The organism is Leisingera sp. JC1, assembly GCF_001679925.1.
Lineage (GTDB): Bacteria > Pseudomonadota > Alphaproteobacteria > Rhodobacterales > Rhodobacteraceae > Leisingera.
The window spans coordinates 152,521-171,363 of the sequence record NZ_LYUZ01000002.1 but is presented as its reverse complement, the minus strand read 5'-3'; the positions used below and the strand labels follow the sequence as shown (position 1 = coordinate 171,363).

Genomic DNA, 18,843 nt, shown 5'->3' with positions numbered 1-18,843 from the left:
CAAAACGGCTGGATGAAAATTCCCCAGTTTGGCGCCGATGCCGATGATCAGGGGGGCATGCCCCCCTGATCATCGGTCGCGCATACTTCCCCTGTAGAGGCCAATGGAAAGGCTCGCAGGTGGTGGGATTGAGGGAGATCGTGATGATCTTTGAATTGAAGCGGCAGGGCCTTGGCATCAGCGCAATCGCGCGGCAGACCGGGCTCGACCGCAAGACGGTAAGGAAATATCTGGAGCGGGGCCTTGAGGCCCCGGTTTATGGGCCAAGGGAGCCGAGCAACCGGCTGGCAGATCGGTTTCAATCCTATCTGATTGATCGGCTTGAAGCGTTCCCTGGTCTTTCAGCGCGCAGGTTGCATCGCGAGATCAAGGCGATGGGGTATGAAGGGGCCTATTCCACGCTGACGGAATATCTCCGTCTGATCCGGCCCGCAGTGCCGCGGCAGTTCGAACGCCGCTTCGAGACGGCTGCGGGCCAGCAGGCCCAGGTGGATTTTGCCGAGTTCCAGGTGGAGTTCATCTGCGAGCCCGGCGTCATGCGAAAGGTCTGGCTGTTCAGCATGGTGCTTGGGCACAGCCGCTGGCTCTGGGGGCGGTTCTGCCCGAACCAGACTCTGGAAACAGTGATGCGCTGTCACATCGCCGCGTTCGACGCGATGGGCGGGGCCTGCACCGAGATCCTCTACGACCGGATGAAGACCGCTGTCATTGGTGAGGTCGGGCTAAAACAAAAGGAAAGGTCGAGCGGCCGTTCCGCTATGTGCGGCAGGACTTCTTCCTTGGGCGCAGCTTCCGAGATCTGGACGATCTGAACGCGCAGTTCGAGGACTGGCGCACAACCATCGCCAATCCTCGCGTGCATGCCACGACACAGCGGATTGTCGATGAACATTTTACCGAGGAAGGACCGCAGCTCCTGGCTTTGCCAGCGCGCCCATACGAAGCGGTTCTGACCGTCGAACGGCGGATCAGCCAGGAGGGGATGGTCGCCGTGGGTGGCAATCAATACAGCGTGCCCGACACCACACGGCGCCGGATCGTCGAGGTTCAGAACCATCCGGCAGAGGTCCGGATCTTTGAGGATGGCCAGTTGATCGCCAGCCACCCGGTGCTGGAGGGCAAGAACCAGCGCCGGGTCGATCCCAGTCATCGCAAGCCCATTCCAGCCGCACGGCGGGCCGTCCAGCTCCCGTCGCCCCCGGCCGATGGCCCGGTCGCACGGCGCCCTCTGGCCTTTTATGAAGCCGTGGGCCGCCGGCTGGCCAATACACCGGAGGGCCGCCCATGACCCCGGTGACCGAACGGATCCGCCAGAGCCTTGTCAGTCTGCACATGGCCCGGGCCCTGGAGACGCTGGACCAGACCCTCAGCCGCCTCGAGAAGGGCGAGATCAGCGCCATCGAGGCGATCGACGAGTTATTGACCGAAGAACTGAACCTGCGGGAAGGCCGCCGGATCGGTGTTGGGCTACGCACAGCGCGCCTCACCCCAATAAAGACGCTGGAAAGCTTCGACTTCTCGTTCCAGCCATCACTGGACCGGCAGCGGATCATGGCGCTGGCCCAACTGGAGTTCATCCAGCGAGCAGAGGTACTGCACTTCCTTGGCCCGCCGGGAACAGGTAAAAGCCACCTCGCCACGGCCATCGGTGTTGCAGCTGTAAAGGCGGGGCGCAGTGTTTATCGCTGCACCTTGGCCGAGCTGATTGAGGCGCTGTCCAAGGCTGAGCGAGAGGGTCGCCTGGTTGAGAAGCTGCGGTTTTACGCCCGTGCGTCTCTGCTGATTGTCGATGAAATCGGTTACCTTCCCATCACCAGCGGCGGCGCCAACCTGTTCTTCCAGCTGGTCAACGCGCGATACGAAAAAGGGGCGATGATCCTGACGTCAAACCGCGGCTTTGCCGAATGGGGTGAAGTCTTTGGGGACCCCGTGGTCGCAACCGCACTGCTGGACCGACTGTTGCACCATGCCGTTGTGGTCCAGATCGAGGGCGCCAGCTACCGGTTGCGCAAACATGCTGACCTGATCCCCGAGCACACCCGCGCCCATGCCAACATTGCACCGCCGCTCCCNTGGACCGACTGTTGCACCATGCCGTTGTGGTCCAGATCGAGGGCGCCAGCTACCGGTTGCGMAAACATGCTGACCTGAYCCCCGAGCACMCCCGCGCCCATGCCAACATTGCACCGCCGCTCCCGCCGAAACGGCGCGGCCGGCCACCAAAAAACGGAGGTGCCGATCACCATCGCGGCTGATCGCCGAACCCGCGAGGTGGGGAAATTTGCGCCAGCACTTCCGGGGAAATTCAATCCAGCATTTACAACCCACAGGTGGGGTCGTAGACGGTCTGCTTCGGGCTCGTCGCGCGACTGACGCCCGCGACCGCAGCGACGACGCGCGAGACCTCGGCGGGGGTGTAGAACTGCCCCTTGCTCTTGCCGGACTCGGTCGCAAAGTTGCGCATCAGGTATTCGTAGGCGTCGCCCAGGATGTCATCACCATCGGCCCGGTTGCGGCTGAAGTTCAGCTCCTCCCGGCTGAAAATGTTGATGAGCGCGGTCAGCGTTTTGACCATCTTGGCACCACGGCCGAACTTCTCAGAATCGTTGAAGTAAGCACGGTCGATGACGTTCTTGAGGTCGTTGGCTTCGGCAATCCCGGCGATCGCCGTGTCGATGCCTTCACCAATGTCCTTGGTGCCGCGGAGTTTCTTGAGGTCCTCGAAAGAGCAGCCTTGAGGCACCTCGATCAGAGCGTCTGGCTTGCCCACGCGGTCGGAGACGTATTTCACGAACAGCAGAGTGAGGATGTAGTCCTTGTAGAGGGAGGCGTCCATACCACCCCGCAGCTGGTCACAGCTGTCCCACAGGGATCTGTAGATATCGCTCTTCTTGATGGCCATAGTGTGCTGCCCCTTCGCCAAGTTGCCTCGCGTTCTCATTGCGCGAGATGTTTTCAGGTCTAGCGCTTCTTAGCTGCGACGAACAGAGACACGTTGGCCGATCAGGCCAAGTAGAAATCTTGACGCCCCGCCGCAGATAGAAAGGTCTGCTGGGCGTCGGGAGCCAAAGCGAAGCAAAAAATTTGTTTTGCCAAATGGGAGACCCCCAACTTGCGAAAAAATAAACGGATGCCTTGCGAAAAACAGGGTCACTGTTTCACGATCTCCATATAAATAACCGCTCCTGTCGAAAATTAGAGTTTGCGAAAATCTCTATATTGAGCTTGCGAAAAAAATGCCCTAAGGATGAGTGTAGCGCCGTTTTGAGATAGACGTTTAGTTCTCATCTGAACTTGAGTGTTGATCTTCATGTTTCAGTGCGCCATTTCCTTCTTGAAAGTGATTCGCGAAGGTAAGGGGCGTTTAATTGGATTTGGCCATTGATAGAGAAAGGCATGCTCGTATCAGATACGAGCTTTCCCTCCGCGGTCTGACCTTAGCCGAGATCGCGAAGCGTGCAGGAGTCAGCATTTCTTCCGTCAGCGCGGTATCGCTTGGAAAAAGTAGGTCTGCGCGTGTCGAAATGATCCTGGCGCATGCACTGGGAACACTACCAGAAGCTCTCTTCCCTGAACGTTACCCAGCCGATAGTGGAGGGAATAGATAATCTAGAGACACAGGGCTCTGGAAGAGTTGAGGCCCCGGGACTGCAATCCCTAGGGCCTCGGAAAATCGCTAGGCGCGACATCTCCTCTATCCCGAACATCATTACAGATGTCAAGTCGCATGCTCGCCGCTACGGGCATGCCTACTACAGTCTTGCTTGCACGCTCGGGCCAAGACCCTGCTTAATCGTAGGGATAAGGGAAATGGATACTATACAAATTGCCTGCGCTCGGATCGCAACTTTCAGCGAGACTTTGGTGCAGGAGCTAGCGGAAGACATCGCAAAAGCGGACCGTCTGCGCGACAACCAGTATTCTGCAGTGGAATCCGAACTCTTTTCCGCGAAGGCAGAGATCAAGGTGTTGCGCGCTGCATGCAAGAGCAAAGACGCTCAAATAAAAAAACTGAATATAAAACTTGCGGAGCAATCCGAAAGGCTCGCTGAATTGTTGCACGAGCAGTTCAGTTCGAAGTCGGAAACATCAGCAGCACGAAAACGTAGAGACGCTTCTATTGATGAAGGTGCAGTTGGTTCAAAAGGCCTTCGGCTATCACCAAATACCACAAAGTTTGCCGCTGAAAAACCGAAAAAGCCGCGAAACACAAGTGGTCGCGGCCCCAAGAATTGGGACAACCTCGAGCGGATCCCAATCCCAGTGAATTTCCCCGAAACTTGTCCATGTGGTTGTGGCGGCACTATCCGAGGTTATGAGACCGACGAAAAACGCGAGGTCATTCCGGCAAAATTCTACGTCGCGGTTCGGAAATACCCTAAATATCGCTGTCGTAAAGATAATGTCACTATTGGAACCTTGTACGAGCCTACGCTGATGCCTGGATTAACGAGCGGGACTGGTATATTGGCCTATTTGGTGACGATGCGTTACGGCTGGGGCATGCCATTGTACAGGGTTGAGAATATGCTCAACCACGATGGCATCACGTTTTATCGCGGGACCATGTGCAAACAGATCGGCAAGCTTTCCCTTGCGCTGAAGCGCGTAACTGCCGAGCTGCAGCGCCACACATTGGATGATGCCTCACGGATCTTCTTTGATGAGACCCCATTGAAGATATTGCGCCCCAGAACAGGCAGAACTGGGCAATCCTATATGTACGCCGCACATCGGGATGACAGTTCCTTTGGTGGAAACGCACCACGCTCAACAGCTTTCTTTCATCGAACCACAAGATCAATGACGCATATTCACGGTATTCTTGGTGGTAAGTCACTCATCGTACAGCACGACGGGTACCCTGGGTATGGTCGGCTTGGTCAGTCTGACACAGATGTTGCGAACATCGTGTCAGTTGAGTGCTGGGTGCATGCCCGACGAAATTTCATTAAGGCAGCCAAAACCGCGAACTCACCCTTTGCGAATGAGGTCGTCGAGCTAATGGGCAAACTCTTTGACATTGAAAGCACTATCCGAGGTCAGCCACCGGACGCGCGACTGAGCTACCGGAAACATTACTCGGCGCCAATCATCCAAGAGCTTCGTTCGCGACTGAGGGAGGCTCATGACGAAGTCTTGAAAAGAGAAAGTCTAGGCAAGGCGATAAATTATACACTTAAACGATGGGATTCTTTGACACAGTTTCTCGACGACGGACGCATTGACCTCGACACAAATCCGGTTGAACGTCAGTTTAAGCCGATAATTTTGCAACGCAAAGGCTCGCTCTTCATCGGCAGCGAAGAAGGTGGCAATACGTGGGCGGCGATGTCTTCGCTGGTGGAAACCTGTAAGCTGAACCGGGTGGACACGTACCGCTACTTTAAGTGGATGATCGATGATCTCGCAACTTTGAGAACGAACTATCTCGATGAAGACATTGATTTCAGTCGCTACTTGCCGTGGAACGCGCCAGCGCACTGTATGGTCAAGCTGCCTCCAGTGCAGTAAGGGCGGCAAGCCGACTGTCGCTGCGACGTAGACCAACTTCAGCTACATGGGAGAGGCGAACATTTACGGTGGTTTTCCGTGTCTTCGGGAAAGCTGCTCAAACAGTCGAACTAGTGAGGCGTCGTAGGTTTCTAAATGGAATCGCAAGCGCTAGTACATAGGCAAAATCGGTTGAAAAGTGACACGCGGAGAACGATCAATGGTGGTGAGCGATGTTCAGTTCAAGGGGCGAGTCTGCAAGCCGCACAAGGCGGCCGCATCACCTGTGATGGATGCGAGGACTGTTCTTACTGAGAGCCCTTGGCAATTCGTCGACCTTTGGCTGAAGCGGAAGAACATGAATGATGCCCGTTTCTATTGGCGGCAAGCGCGAGAATTCCATACAGCCGCACTTGGGCTTTCTGCTCAGGCATCACCTTTACCGCTATATTACTGTTACTTGAATATTACGAAGTCACTCTTGACCTCAAAATACGTGACCTACACACAGCACCACGGTGTTCGCGAAAAGAGAATGCGCGCTCCAACGGATCGAGTAGATCTTTCAAACGAAGGCGTGCGCCTACTTAATCATGGCGTGGCCAGATCGCTCAGCCAATATTTCTCCGAGAGTGAAACAGCCACCGAACACTCACTAAAGGACATTTTCCTTAATCTTCCCTTCATTCACAGAACCTATATTTTAACTCATCAACGAGAGACTGAAGTTTACATTCCTCTGGTCAACTGCAGATTTGTTCACGATTCGGTGCTTCGGGTCGCTTATCTGAGGGCAGAGTTATCCAGAGACTATCGTATGGGTGTCATTCTGCGCCGGGCCCCGGGCTCCTTTATCGAGGACCCGGAATTTCCGGGCAAATGTGTTCGATCCAGTGCAACTGTACCTTGCAACCACGGCGGACGTCCGACAGAAGCCGACATTGCACAAATAACGGCCTTGAACCTGCAGCTGCGAGGCGACATTGAGTATATAAATGGTGCTCAGACCCTCTGGTACCTGAGGACCAGGCCTAACGCTGCCAAGATCATATCGCGTCGCGTGCCGACGCTGACTTTGATGGCAATGCACCGTCTCAGTGAGCTTTGCAGGTACAAGCCCCTCGAGCTCGATAAACACCTATCAAGCAAGAAGAACTGGTTGATTGATGAGTTTTTGCGTATGTCTCCTATCCAATTCGTGGATGAAATGGCCTCGGAGATAACCGGTTATCAATTCCAAACACCAAATGTGAGATCTCCATCATGAAGAGTGCCTATTTGGCATGCGGCCTTACGCATGTACCAAAACCTGTTTTCAATGAGTATGTAGACGTAATTCACGGTATAGCATCTGCAACTCGCGCCTCAGTTGACGGGTTGACCGTCAAGTACGCACTCGTTGACAGCGACCCTCAACTCGAAAAGCGTAAGCAAGACGACAAAGCGAGATTATGCTATCTTTGGGATCGAAAGATGGTCGAGGAAGCCGATATTGTCATCGCTGAAGCCAGTTTTCCATCTACAGGTTTGGGAATTGAATTGCAGATTGCCGAGAGTAACGACACTCCGATAATACTGCTTTTCAAAGACTACGGTTGTAATCGTGCGGCAGAAAGACACTATCAGAACCCCGAGGATTCAATCGACCACATTCTGCAGATAGGCGAAGGCTTCGTCACCCTTATGGCCCTGGGAATGCCAAGTATCTTTCGGGTAATCCGGTATGAAGACCTTGAAGATTGTGCCAGACAACTCGCCAATGCGCTTTCGGTCTTGGAAAAGGAAGGATAGCTTGCCCGCGGCGAGCGGAGCCTCCCGCAGCATGTCGACCACCCACCAAGGCCGAACTGATCGGCGAATTGCCCGGACGGATCGCTTGGCTTTCGACAACCTCTGGGCCGTGCCGAGTAGTGCAGGGTGGGCTACACTCCGATCGTTGAGCAGGTCAGGAGACAGAAAATGGAATACCTAAAGGGTTTCGTTCCGCAGTTTCCCTGTGGCGCACCACGTGGTACTGTGCATCGAAGACATTCAGGCAATCGGCCTGTAGTTACCGACGACTACTATTCCAGTACCGCCGCATAGAGGTCAGGGTCCTGTGGAAGTCCTCATTGTTCCAGCAGACGTCAGAGCCTTCCCTCACGAGGTAGTAGCGCTCGTTGGCACAGAGCAGATCGGGGACGTTGCAGCGCTCAAGCCAAGCAAGAGCGTTCTCTACTGTCTGCTGGTGCGCCCACACGAACTGATCGTTCGGGACATTGTAAAGCATACCTTCGACGAAATAAGATGGCGCAACCCCGTCTTCCAAGAACCCGTCGACGATCATTGCATTCCGCATATTCTTCAAGACCCGGACGTTGGGCTTGAACCGACTGCTGGTCGCCTGGTGCATTGATGTGCAATTGCTCATGTGCTGGTGCGGATAGTTGACGATCTTGCTCCCGCGCGAAGTCCAGAAGCATATACCTTCGTGGAAGCCGGGCTGTCCGTACGCTGGGTAGGAGTAGTATCGACGGTGCTCCGAGCAGGCGAGGACGTCAGCGTCCCGACGACTGTTCCCGCCCGGAACAGCGATCGCCTTGTTCCCAGGAGTGACGCCGTCGCCGAAGTGTTGCCGTAGCCACTGAGTCACCTCTTCTTTGAATTGCTTGAGTGAGTACTCGGCCGGTGACCGGTTCTGGTCATACCGCTGTTGCTCGTCCGCGCTGAGTCCGCTCGTGTCAGTGTAGAAGACCGATGATAGGCAGATGGCGATGTCTACATCGCTCTCGGACCAGACGTTCGTGTCATTGCCATAGGACCCTTGGAGGAAGACTTTGAAGTCACGATTGGCGTACGGAGACCGAGGGTCCTTCAGTACCCTTCTGATGGCCTCGTAGGTTGCCGCCGATTGTTGGACCGAACCTTGGTGCGACCACGTCTCCAACTGTCTTTCAGAAATCGCCATCTCAATCCTCACTCATCAATAGATCGCGGACATCATTTTCGCGCTCCGCGAAGGACTCTGCCCCGCGTTGACGCAGAATGTTCAGTTTTCGTAGATCGTGCTCGAAGAGGTCCGTGGCCATCTCCGGCTTCTCGAACCGGCCATCAATTCGGACCGTCGGGACCTGCTTGAAAAGGATTAGCCGAAGCTGCTCCATCGACGCGATGTTCACTGACATCGTCTTATCGAGGATCGGAAGGGTAGGTAGGACCCGCCGATACAATCGCTTATGCAACGGTTCCTTCGGCTTGGGGTAGTTTCCGCACCCGATACTCAAGACCCGGCAGTCCTTCGGCTCATATTTCAGCGCTGCTACCGCATCAGCGATTCCATACAGCGTGGGGTTATTCGCGCAGTACCCGCCGTCAACCAGTTCCACCACGTCGCCGAGCGCCGTCGTCAATACTTGCCGGTTGAAGTAAGGATACGCTGAGCAGGACGCCTGTACAGCATCCGAGATCGTGCAACCGAAGCCGGGCTTGAACGTGCTGACACGGCCGTGGGCCTGGGCCACGCTGCCCTTGAAAATCATCGGCGTCTCGATCTCCCACTTCGTGGTGACGACGCCGAGGCCGGTCTTGACGTCTTCGAAGGTGCTTTGCTTGAAGACCGCCTCGCCAAGTTCTCGAAGCGCAGCAGATCGGGCCGATGCGGATCGCTTCTTCATGACCTTGGGCACATTCTCGCAGTATAGCGTGTGGATAGTCTCCACGTCCTTTCCCAGGGCCAGCAGCGACGCGATAATGGAGCCCGTACTGGTCCCGAAGATCAGGTCGAAGTGTTCATGCAGCCGACTACCGAGAAGTGCCTCCACCTCGCGCAGAACCCCGAGGGTGTAGAAACCTTTGGCACCTCCGCCGTCCAAGCTGAGGATGCGACAGAGGTCGGGACGATTTTCGGGTCTACTGGTGGTTTCAGTCATAAGGGCCTCAGATGCGGATAGCTCCACCTAACGTAGGCAGGAACCCGCTGAGCGCAAGATATGGTTGTCTGCCCCATCGTTTACAATCCTGCTGGCCGGACACCGACGAAAACTCCGGGTATCCGTCATGTGCAGTCGATAGGCGCGAAGTTCCTCCTGTGAGGCGGTATCCGGCGGATGCCAGAGGAAAATGGCAAAATCCTTGATCGCCCGGATATGCGCCTTCTGCACCTTATCGCCCATCCCGCGGATGCGCATGCCCTCGATCATCCGCTCTCGAAGCGGGGTTGATCTCTCCTCTGTCATGGGAGCCTCCTGTCTGATGATTGAGAAGGGCTCAATCGTCAGGCAGAAATGCCGATCCCCAAATGCACCGCTGTCAGATCATCGCTGAACACCAGCCACCCGCGCCAATGCCGCGGAGCGGCTTCGTCCATGGGCCGATCAAGACCAAGTTTCGCGCTCCCGTATTGGCGTACGCCAATATAAGGCTGTGAAGTGCCGCCTGGAATAAACTGGTTTGGGGGCTCTTGGTAACGCTTACGGTGCGTCTGCGTCCGGAACCATCCGCACCTCTGAAATCAGCGCCCGCAGCGACGCCGTTGCCTCCCGCCGCACCTCTCCTGAACAGGTTTCCCAGGTCACTGTGGGGGCAAAACGGCCTTTCGCAGAAGCTGCGTGAGGCTGCGTCCACGCGCCCAAGAGAACATACCGCCGATACACCCGTAGTTCGAAACAGGCGCTTCTCCCCACACTTTTCCGTCTAAACAACAGTTCGGTTTTTGTGTTTTCTGTTAAGGAGGAGGGTAAGCCGCACTGCGCAGAGCGTTTACAACTTCTTCTTTGGACAACAAGCCCATCCCGATAAGCACATCTACGAAGTCCTTGTTGTCCGCTTCCGCCTGTTTGACGATTTTTGATACTTGGTCGTAGCCGAACTGAGGGACGAACACGGTTGCCAGGGCCGATGAGCCCAGCAGGTTTTCAAGTGCTTGATCTTCCAGCGCACGAATGCCGGAGATGCATTTGTCCGCAAAAATCAGGCTGCCGCGGGTTAGCAGGTCCATGCTGTCGAACAGGCGTGAGGCGATCACGGGCTCGAAATGGTTGATTTCCAGCTGGCCGCCCAGCGAGGCCAAGGACACGGCTGCATCGTTGCCCACTATCGCATAGGCCACCTGCTGCATCATCATCGGCAGCACCGGGTTCACCTTGCCCGGCATGATCGAGGAGCCCGGTTGCACGGCGGGCAACTTGATCTCGCCAATGCCGGACTTGGTGCCGGAAGAGAGGATGATCAGATCGAGGCTGATCTTGCCAATCACTTCGGCTGCAATGCGGAATTCCGAGGAGACCCGTGCGAAGCTGTCTGAGTTTTGCATTCCGTCGAACATGTTTTCCGCCGGGCGCAGCGGCAGACCTAGATCAGCGGACAAATGGCGGTAGACAGCTTCCTTATAGCCGGGCTGCGCGCCTAGGCCTGTACCAATTGCGGTGCCGCCAAGGGGCAGAACTTGCAGGTCGGCCACAGACGTATCAATCTTGTTCCGGACACGGAACATTGCTGCGGAGTAGCCGCCGAACTCCTGTCCAAGTGTCATCGGCTGGGCGGCCTGCATGCAGGTGCGGCCAATCTTCAGCACATCAACGAATTCGTCGGCCTTTTCCTGCACCGTCTCTGCGAGGCAGCTAAGCGCGGCTACCAGCGCAGGTGCCTTTTCCAGAACCGCGAGCTTTACAGCAGAGGGCACCACGTCGTTGGTGGATTGGCCAGAGTTGACGTGGTCATTCGGACTCAGATGCTCGTATTGGCCGGCGGCATGCCCCATGATCTGCAGTGAGCGGTTGGCGATCACCTCGTTGGCGTTCATGTTGATCGAGGTGCCACCGGAGCCCTCCAGCAGGTTCACTACGAACTGATCGTGGTGCTGCCCGGCCAGGATTTCATCACAGGCTGTCACGATGGCCTCTGCCTGCGCATTGGTCAGGATGCCAATCTCGCGGTTGGACTTGGCTGCAGCTTTTTTGATGGAAGCCAACGCGCGGATAAATGCAGGTTCGTTGCCAATGCTAAGAGGTGAGATGTCGAAGTTTTCCGTCGCGCGCAGGGTGTTTACGCCATAGAGCGCGTCGTCAGGCAGCTCACGCGGGCCGATGCTGTCAGTCTCTGTACGGGGCATGTTTCAGGCCTCCTTGAAGGTCAGTGTGTCGTAGTCCTTGCGCACGCCGGGCAGCGCCAGGATCCGGTTGTGAAAGGCGATGTAGGCGCCGGGCGGCAGCAGCCGCAGCGCCAGCAGCGCCTCTGTCACGTTCTGGACGGCGTCCGATCCGGTCACCGCAAAAGGCACCATGGCGCCGGTGAAGATGACCGGCACCGGGATGCTGTTCATCTGCGCGCAGAGGATCTCACCGCTGGCAGCCATGCTGTCGGTTCCGTGGGTCACCAGCACTGCACCATGGGTCTTGGCGGCCTCTGAAACCGCCTGGGCTATCTGGGTGCGGTCGCCTTCCGTGATGTCGAGCGAGTCCTTCTGCATCAGGTCGAGATAGGTGAAGCGGAGGTCATCCAGTCGCAGGCTCTCGATCAACTCCTTGATCTTGAGCTCGTAGTTGAACAGCCGGGCCTCGCCCGGATGGTAGCTTTTGGCGATGGTGCCACCGGTCATTATGACCGCAACAGAGAGCGGGCCTGCACGCATTCCGATGCGGCCCGGGGAGGGGGTGGTCATGGTCAGGTCTCGTTATTTTGGGCGTACGACAAGCACCGAGCAGGTGGCATGGCGCACGATCTTGGCTGCGTTGGGGCCCAGCAGGTAGTCGCCAAAGTCGGGTAAGTGCGACATCAGGACAATGAGGTCCGCCGCGGTTTCACCGGCGGTTTGCAGGATTTCGGAATAGACAGAGCCCGCGCGAACGACCCGCTGGACCGGGCCGAATTCTTCTGTTGCGGTGAGCTCCTCCAAGCGGGTCCGGGCCACCGACAGGGCCTTGTCCCTGAAGTCCGCGGGCAGCACCGAAGCGAAGGGCGCCGCCTGAGCTGCCTGGGCGATGACGGTGCCGAGCTCCGGCACCACAGTGGCCACTGTTAGCTCGATCTCGTTGCCCTTGGCGTGCTGGTGTAGTTCAGAGAGGACGCCGCTCCAGGACCGGGGCTCTTCGACATCAACGGGGACTAGGATGCGCAGTTTCATGAGGGCACTCCCTTCTCTTAAAGCCCGGTGATCAGTTCAGGCAGCCACAGCGCCAGCGGGGGAATGAAAGTGGTCAGCATCACCACCGGGAAATAGGCGAGGAACACAAAAACCAGGGTGGGTTTCACCACCTTGGCAAGGGTGGTCTGGCCGATGAGGGTGCCGAAGTAGAGGATCGGCGCAGTGGGCGGCGTGATCAGCCCCATGCCGAGGTTGACGCCGATAATGGCGGCGAAGTGGACGGGGTGGACGCCGGCCTCGGTCACCACGGGCAACAGGAGCGGGGCGGCGAGAAGGATGCCGGAGACATCCTCCATGAACATGCCGATCATCAAGAGGAAGGCGTTGACCAGCAGCAGGAGCACGATCGGGTTTTCCGAAACTGCCAGCATCGAGGTGAGGATCTGCTGCGGTACCTCCTCCAGCGTCAGCACGCGGGCCAGCATGTTGGCGGTGAAGATCACCAGCATCAGCACCGCCGTCACCTGAGCGGACTTCCAGACCACGTCGTAGAAGGATTTGAAAGTCAGCTCGCGGTAGATCAGGAAGGCGACCGGCAGGGCATAGACCACGGCGACGGCAGCGGCCTCGGTCGGTGTGGTTATGCCGCCATAAATGAAGCCGAGGATGATCATTGGCATCGCCAGGCCGAACCCGGCTTCGCGAGAGCGCTGGAAGACGGTTTTCATTTGCGCGTTGAAGGGCTGTGGTTCGGCCACGGCGATGTCCATCTTGCGGGTCAAGACCATGTTCCAGAAGGAAAACAGTGCAATCAGGATCATGGCGGGGATCAGCGGTGCCAGGAAGCTCGCGGCGATCGAAGTTCCAGTGACCCAGCCATAGAGGATCATGGTGGCGCTTGGCGGGATCAGCAGTGCCAGCACCGCCGAGCAGCTGACTAGCGAGGTGGCATAGCCGCGGTCGTAACCCTGCTCGACCATACGCGGGATGGCGATGGATCCGATTGCGGCCACAGCGGAGGAGGCCATGCCCGAGATGGCGCCAAAAATCGCGGTGGTGATCACCGTAACCACTCCAAGGCCTGAGCGATAGCGTCCCAGGATGCTGTCAGCCAGATCGAGCAGCCGCTTGGCAATGCCGCCCTGAGTCATGATGCCGCCCGCCAGGATATATAGCGGAATCGCCAGCAGCACGACCGAGGAGACCTTGGAATAGCCCGAGGTGATCAGGAAAGTGGTGGAGTTGTAGTCGCCGAAGATGATCAGAAAGGCGGCGGCGGCGACGAAGGTCATGGCCACCGGTACGCCGAGGATCATCAGTGTCACAAGGAGGGCGACATCCATTAGGATCAGGGAGCTCATTTGACGGTCTCCTCAGCGGGCGTGTGCCAGATGGTGGCGCGCAGGCTGTCGTAGAATTCGAGGATGAAGTAGAAGGCGGTGAGGGTGAGGCCTGCGAACATGGTGCCGTAGATCCAGATCATCGGAACCCGCAGCTCGGTCGATTTGGTGTTCATCCGCTCGGTGAAGACCAGGAGGTCCCACATCACCACCAGGATGTAGATGGTCAGCACCGCCGCCAGCAGCCGGGTAAAGGCATGGACGCCGGCGGTGATGCGGCCCTCGCCAAAGATGGTGTCGACCAGGCTGGCGGAGATATGGCTGCGCTCATGCGTGGCATAGGCTGAGCCAACAAAATACATGATGACGCCGGCGAAGCTTGCAAACTCTTCGATACCGAACAGCGAGTAGTTGAAGAGGTAGCGCGTCACCACCTGAAGGAAGACTGAGACGGTGAAGGCGATACTGGTGACGAACATCACCAGGCGCTGGATCTTCAGCTTGAGCTGCCAGATCGGGTTTTGGATTTGGGTTTGCCGTTCTTGAAGCATGAGTTCCTCCCGCGCAGGGGATCCGGAGGGCTGAAGCCCTCCGGGGTCTTTTCGTTACTTGCCGTAGTGGCTCTGGATCAGTTCATAGAGCTCGTCGCCGATCTCAGGCTTCATCTGCGGCCAGGCGTCCTTGCGAACAGCAGCGGCCATGACTTCGATTTCGTCCTTGGAGTAGGTGACCACGGTCACGCCGGCGTCGCGCAGCTGCTGCAGGTAGCCGTTGTCGGCAGCCTCAACCGCGTCAAAGCGTTCGGTAGCGAGTTCTGCGGCAACCTTGGAGATCGCGGCGCGGTCTGCTTCGTCCAGATTGGCCACGGTGAAGGCGGAGCCCAGCAGCCAGTTGATCTCGAAGTGATCATTGAGCTGCAGCCAGGTATCGACCACGCCGTTCCAATCGCGCACCGCGTTCTCCGGCACCCCGCCGACCATGCCGTCGATCACACCGGTCTGGACGCCGGTATAAAGCTCGGCCCAAGGCATGGTGGTGGTGGAATAGCCGAGGCGCTCCAGCAGCGGTTTATGGGTGCCGACACCCGAGGGCCAGACCCGGATCTTCAGGTCGCTGTGGTCGGCATCGGGATTCTTGGGATCCGCCACCGGCTTGCCCACGGCCACGCCGCCGAGGCCAAAGGCATAGGGCGCCAGCGCTTGGATCTGCTGCGGCTCGATCAGGTCATTGACGATGTTGAACAGGAAGCCGCCGGTGTTCCAGGCGTCTTTGGCGCTATCGTAGTCAACCGCGGTATAGGGGAACCAGGTCAGCGCCAGACGGGAGTCGAATTTGGTGGAGACCGACTGGATTGCCAGATCGACCGCGCCCTGGCTCAGCTGCTCGTAGACTTCCTCCCAGTCGCCGAGTTGGCTGGCCGGGAAGATCCGGACATCGACGCGGCCGTCGGTTTCCGTTGCGACGCGGGAAGCAAATTCATGCGCCCATTTGTCCATGTCGCTATCGGGCGGCGACAGATGCGACAGGCGCAGGGTGGTTTCAGCCGAGGCCGCAAGGCCGGTGAGGCTCAGCGCGGTGGCGGCAGCAGCAGCGCTCAAGACTGTGCGGCGGTTGAATTTCGAGAACATGGTTTTCCTCCCTTTTCAGGTTGCAAGACGCGCCGGAAACGGCGGCTCTGGGGAAAGAATAGGAGGAGATTTCGCGGGCATAATTGTATGAATTGGCCTTTTTCCATAATATAACAGACATGAGTTTCCGCTGGGCGTTGGGTAAAAAAAGAACCGGCACGCAGAGCGGCCGGTCCAGTGGGGAGAACGTCGTGTTGTTGTCTGATCCGGGCTTCTAGAGCCCCGGGATCACATGCTCGATTTCGGCGCCCCAAGTGTCCGCCATGGTGTAGCCCAGTGGATAAGGGTCGCTGGGATCCGCCCCCAGCTGCATGGTTGCGTAGATCCAGGCACGCCCGGACAGACGCGGCAAAATGGCGGGGCGGKTTCCAACCACAGCCGTGCCGAGGATGGAGGCTGTGAATTCCGAGTTGATGGTGGAGCGCATTTTGAATTCCTGGCCTGGCCGGGCCTGGCGCTTGGCATGCATAACCGCCAGCCGCGCGGCGGTGCCGGTGCCGCAGGGCGACCGGTCGACCCGGCCCGGCGGCATGATGGTGGCATTTTGGTAGATGCCCTGATCCGGGTCCACGCCGTCGGTGAACATCAGAAAGTCGATGCTGTTGAAGGCGGTTATTTCCGGGTGTTGGACTGGCAGTTGCTCCTGTGCGGCGGCTTTGATGCGAGCGCCGAGCGACACCATGTCCTGCGCCATATCCGGACCGATGCGGAAGCCCAGCTCCGGCGCGCGGGGGAGAACATAGTAGACGCCGCCGAAAGCGACATCCACGCTCAAAGTGCCCAAGCCTGAGACTTCCAGCGGCACATCCAGATGCTCGGCGAAAGCAGGGAAGAAGTCGAGTGTCACCCGCTCCACCCTTCCGTCGCAGCAGTCTGCTACCGCCTTGACCAGACCGGCGGCGGTATCGAGAACCACCGTGGTTTGCGGTTCCTGCATCGGCAGCATGCCGGTTTCCAGCAGCACGGTGGTGACACACATGGCGTTGGAGCCGGACATCGCATGGGTGCCATCGGCCTGCATCGGGATAAAGGCGGCATCCGCGCCGGGCGCCGCAGGCGGCAGCAGCAAATTGGTGGTCATCTGCGCGCAGCCGCGCGGCTCCTTGTTCACGAACTGACGCAACGCGTCGTTGGCCTGCAGGTATTGCATCTTCTCCAGTGTACTGGTGCCGGGGATGTCCAGCACGCCGCCGGTCAGCACGCGGCCGACTTCCCCCTCGGCGTGGGCTCCGATCACGGTCACTGTCTTGTTCCAGCGCATCGTTTCTCCTTACGTTTTGATGGAAACTTGCGGAACAGAGCAGTCCAGAAATAGTATGTACTAGACATTTCTCGGACAAAAAGGCGCGATAATGGACTTTGGGACCCCGCAACGCCCCGTTGGCCAGGAACCGGATGTGCGCTTTGCCTTCATCCTGACGCCGGCCTTCACTATCCTGCCGCTGGCCGGGTTCGCTGATGCGGTGCGGCATTCCGCGGATGAGGCAGACCGCAGCCGCCAGATCTTCTGCCACTGGGAGGTGCTGGGACATGACCTGACGCCGGTGCCTTCCAGCACAGGCATGGCGATCACTCCCTGGAAGACTTACGCGGAAGCCGGCGAGTATGACTATGTTGTCGTCGTGGGCGGCCTGATTGACCAGCTGGAAGGGGTGCATCGGGACACCTACGGCTTCCTGCGCGCGGCACATGCCAAGGGCACCAAGCTGGTAGGTCTTTGCACCGGCAGTTTTGCCTTGGCCAAGACCGGCCTACTGGACGGGCGCCGGGCGGCGATCCACGCGCATCACCGGCCGGAATTCGTGCAGATGTTCCCGGAAGTGATCCCTGTCGAGAACGAGCTTTATGTCTCCGAAGGAGATATTCTGACCTGCCCTGGTGGAACCGCGGCAATTGATCTGGCGGTGGAAATATTAATTGAGCACTGCGGGCGCTCGCGCGGGATGAAGGGGTTAACGGCGCTGGTGGTGGATGAGCACCGCTCAGCCCATGAGGTCGGGCGACTGCCCTACCAGGACCTGGAAGAATGCGGCAATTGGCGGGTCGAGCAGGCGGTCAAAATCATGCGGCAGAAGCTGCGCGAGCCAGACACCACCGAGCATCTGGCCGAGATGCTCGGTTCCACCGTTCGCCAGCTCAACCGGGTATTCCTGCAGCATGCCAAGGCAACGCCGCAGGAGGTTTGGCGTGATATGCGCCTGCAGCACGCGCGCTGGCGCCTGATGAACTCCAAGCGCACGATCACTCAGATCTCCTATGAGTGCGGATTCTCCGACAGCAGCCATTTTTCCCGCTGGTTCAAGGCGAAGTTTGGAGAGACACCTAAGCGCTACCGCGAAACGCGGCTCGCGAAACAGCGTTAGTATTCTACGTAGGCTCCACCGGACTTCCGCAATCGTTCGGACTTCTCAATCTGAGCAATCCCGGTTTCGTCGCCCTCGGCTAACCAACGTATTTTCTGATCCGTTCAGCGGGAATTCGAGGTTACAGATTTGCCGCAGGCTGCTGGAATGGCCGCATTTCTTTCTGCCATGCGGTGGGAGAAATTCGGCGATGCGGGGCGCTGGCGCGCTGCGTGCGAGCGCAGCATGAAAATCGAGGGTCGGGGTTGGGCTCGAACCGTCGGTCTCTGGCCACCACAGCGGGCGGCAGGATCGGAGCCTCTTATCGCCTTCTTTAGCTAGCAATTTGCATGCTACAATAACGTCGCACTGCACTTGCTTGTAATGTCCAGTCGAACAGGGAAATCAATAATGCTGCGAACTATGCCGATGTTTGATCCAGAGACTCGCAAACAAGTTGTCATCGAAGCTGACGATGAGACGCTTGAGAAGATTTGCAATGAAGTTAGCCAAAGTTCCTTGGCTATGTCAGCGCTTTACAAAGGCCATCAGGAAATTGTGGCTTCACGCCTTAAGGGCGATATCTCTAGTCCCACTCCTCCGGCTGAGTATCTTTTGCTCTACCAGATTATGAACAAGCACGATCAGCGGTTTGCAGGTACTCTCGGCTCTCAGATCATCAGGCACCTTGAGCAGAAACTCATCAAAACGGCGGATTAGACCGCTTCACTTCGAAGGTTGGTTTGCTGCGCACTGCTATGTTTGGTTGGCTGTTCCATCAACGGCCGCTAAGCGCCGATTGCATCGTGCTGCACACGCGAAGGCCTGGTAAGCGATCAAGGTCCGCTGTGGGCTCCGAGCCGCCATGCGGCAGTACAGCACCGAAAAACCAGCGCCAGCCTGCCCCAGGCCAGTTGTGATCGGCTCAAGCCAGCCCTTAGCGGACCCGACCAGCCAAACACTTCAAGTGGGCAGCACCC

The 18,843-nt window shown here is 57.8% G+C and carries 18 protein-coding genes and 2 pseudogenes; 9 read left to right on the top strand and 11 right to left on the bottom strand.

Features of this window, described 5'->3' with window-relative positions; translation table 11 throughout:
• Positions 1-119: 119 nt before the first annotated feature.
• From istA to A9D60_RS26785, 3 genes and pseudogenes are all read left to right on the top strand, one after another.
• A pseudogene (gene istA, locus A9D60_RS02795) lies at positions 120-1,288 on the top strand (IS21 family transposase).
• Positions 1,285-2,072 (top strand): annotated as a pseudogene (gene istB, locus A9D60_RS02790) (IS21-like element helper ATPase IstB); the annotation flags it as partial. The pseudogenes istA and istB, both read left to right, overlap by 4 nt.
• Before the next feature lie 12 nt (positions 2,073-2,084).
• The gene (locus tag A9D60_RS26785) at positions 2,085-2,255 is read left to right on the top strand and encodes a hypothetical protein (RefSeq protein WP_441295053.1); all 171 of its coding nucleotides are present in this window, start codon (positions 2,085-2,087) and stop codon (positions 2,253-2,255) included.
• A gap of 62 nt (positions 2,256-2,317) precedes the next feature.
• Here A9D60_RS26785 and A9D60_RS02785 read toward each other — a convergent pair whose 3' ends face one another.
• Positions 2,318-2,902, bottom strand: coding sequence for an N-6 DNA methylase (locus A9D60_RS02785; protein WP_065266205.1), 585 nt, complete (start codon positions 2,900-2,902; stop codon positions 2,318-2,320).
• A 466-nt stretch (positions 2,903-3,368) separates the two neighbouring features.
• Here A9D60_RS02785 and A9D60_RS27325 point away from each other — a divergent pair, with 466 nt between their 5' ends.
• The 4 genes from A9D60_RS27325 (at position 3,369) to A9D60_RS02770 (ending at position 7,284) form a co-directional block, all read left to right on the top strand.
• Positions 3,369-3,608, top strand: a complete 240-nt coding sequence (locus tag A9D60_RS27325; RefSeq protein WP_141117785.1) for a helix-turn-helix domain-containing protein — start codon at positions 3,369-3,371, stop codon at positions 3,606-3,608.
• Positions 3,609-3,810: 202 nt separating this feature from the next.
• Positions 3,811-5,514, top strand: a complete 1,704-nt coding sequence (gene tnpC, locus A9D60_RS02780) for an IS66 family transposase (protein WP_175392874.1) — start codon at positions 3,811-3,813, stop codon at positions 5,512-5,514.
• A gap of 199 nt (positions 5,515-5,713) precedes the next feature.
• On the top strand, positions 5,714-6,760 hold the full coding sequence (locus A9D60_RS02775) for a YaaC family protein (RefSeq protein ID WP_065266203.1): 1,047 nt from the start codon (positions 5,714-5,716) through the stop codon (positions 6,758-6,760).
• On the top strand, positions 6,757-7,284 hold the full coding sequence (locus tag A9D60_RS02770; protein WP_065266202.1) for a hypothetical protein: 528 nt from the start codon (positions 6,757-6,759) through the stop codon (positions 7,282-7,284). The genes A9D60_RS02775 and A9D60_RS02770 overlap by 4 nt, the downstream gene beginning before the upstream one ends.
• Positions 7,285-7,543: 259 nt before the next feature.
• Here the strand turns inward: A9D60_RS02770 and A9D60_RS02765 are convergent, their stop codons facing one another.
• The 10 genes from A9D60_RS02765 to A9D60_RS02720 all read right to left on the bottom strand — a co-directional run bounded on the left by A9D60_RS02765 (position 7,544) and on the right by A9D60_RS02720 (position 16,782).
• Entirely contained in the window at positions 7,544-8,440 is an 897-nt protein-coding gene (locus A9D60_RS02765; protein WP_065266201.1) for a nucleotidyltransferase domain-containing protein, read from the bottom strand.
• A gap of 1 nt (position 8,441) precedes the next feature.
• Positions 8,442-9,401: a patatin-like phospholipase family protein gene (locus tag A9D60_RS02760; RefSeq protein ID WP_065266200.1), complete on the bottom strand. Its 960-nt coding sequence runs from the start codon at positions 9,399-9,401 to the stop codon at positions 8,442-8,444.
• Between the two features lie 27 nt (positions 9,402-9,428).
• Positions 9,429-9,707, bottom strand: a complete 279-nt coding sequence (locus tag A9D60_RS02755) for a phage integrase N-terminal SAM-like domain-containing protein (protein ID WP_083194079.1) — start codon at positions 9,705-9,707, stop codon at positions 9,429-9,431.
• Between the two features lie 488 nt (positions 9,708-10,195).
• Positions 10,196-11,581, bottom strand: a complete 1,386-nt coding sequence (locus A9D60_RS02750) for an aspartate ammonia-lyase (protein ID WP_065266199.1) — start codon at positions 11,579-11,581, stop codon at positions 10,196-10,198.
• A gap of 3 nt (positions 11,582-11,584) precedes the next feature.
• Positions 11,585-12,130, bottom strand: coding sequence for an asparaginase domain-containing protein (locus A9D60_RS02745; protein ID WP_217492025.1), 546 nt, complete (start codon positions 12,128-12,130; stop codon positions 11,585-11,587).
• A 12-nt stretch (positions 12,131-12,142) separates the two neighbouring features.
• Positions 12,143-12,592, bottom strand: coding sequence for a universal stress protein (locus tag A9D60_RS02740; RefSeq protein ID WP_065266197.1), 450 nt, complete (start codon positions 12,590-12,592; stop codon positions 12,143-12,145).
• Between the two features lie 17 nt (positions 12,593-12,609).
• Positions 12,610-13,914 carry a TRAP transporter large permease gene (locus A9D60_RS02735; protein WP_065266196.1) on the bottom strand — a complete coding sequence of 435 codons (1,305 nt, stop codon included), beginning with the start codon at positions 13,912-13,914 and terminating at the stop codon, positions 12,610-12,612.
• Positions 13,911-14,444, bottom strand: a complete 534-nt coding sequence (locus A9D60_RS02730; protein ID WP_065266195.1) for a TRAP transporter small permease — start codon at positions 14,442-14,444, stop codon at positions 13,911-13,913. Before A9D60_RS02730 ends, A9D60_RS02735 begins: the two co-directional genes overlap by 4 nt.
• Before the next feature lie 54 nt (positions 14,445-14,498).
• Positions 14,499-15,521: a TRAP transporter substrate-binding protein DctP gene (gene dctP / locus A9D60_RS02725; RefSeq protein WP_065266194.1), complete on the bottom strand. Its 1,023-nt coding sequence runs from the start codon at positions 15,519-15,521 to the stop codon at positions 14,499-14,501.
• A gap of 214 nt (positions 15,522-15,735) precedes the next feature.
• Positions 15,736-16,782, bottom strand: coding sequence for a proline racemase family protein (locus tag A9D60_RS02720; protein WP_065266193.1), 1,047 nt, complete (start codon positions 16,780-16,782; stop codon positions 15,736-15,738).
• A 91-nt stretch (positions 16,783-16,873) separates the two neighbouring features.
• On the opposite strand from A9D60_RS02720, the gene A9D60_RS02715 reads away from it, so the two are divergent.
• On the top strand, positions 16,874-17,884 hold the full coding sequence (locus A9D60_RS02715; RefSeq protein ID WP_065266192.1) for a GlxA family transcriptional regulator: 1,011 nt from the start codon (positions 16,874-16,876) through the stop codon (positions 17,882-17,884).
• A 390-nt stretch (positions 17,885-18,274) separates the two neighbouring features.
• Positions 18,275-18,583, top strand: a complete 309-nt coding sequence (locus A9D60_RS02710) for a hypothetical protein (protein WP_065266191.1) — start codon at positions 18,275-18,277, stop codon at positions 18,581-18,583.
• Positions 18,584-18,843 lie beyond the last annotated feature (260 nt).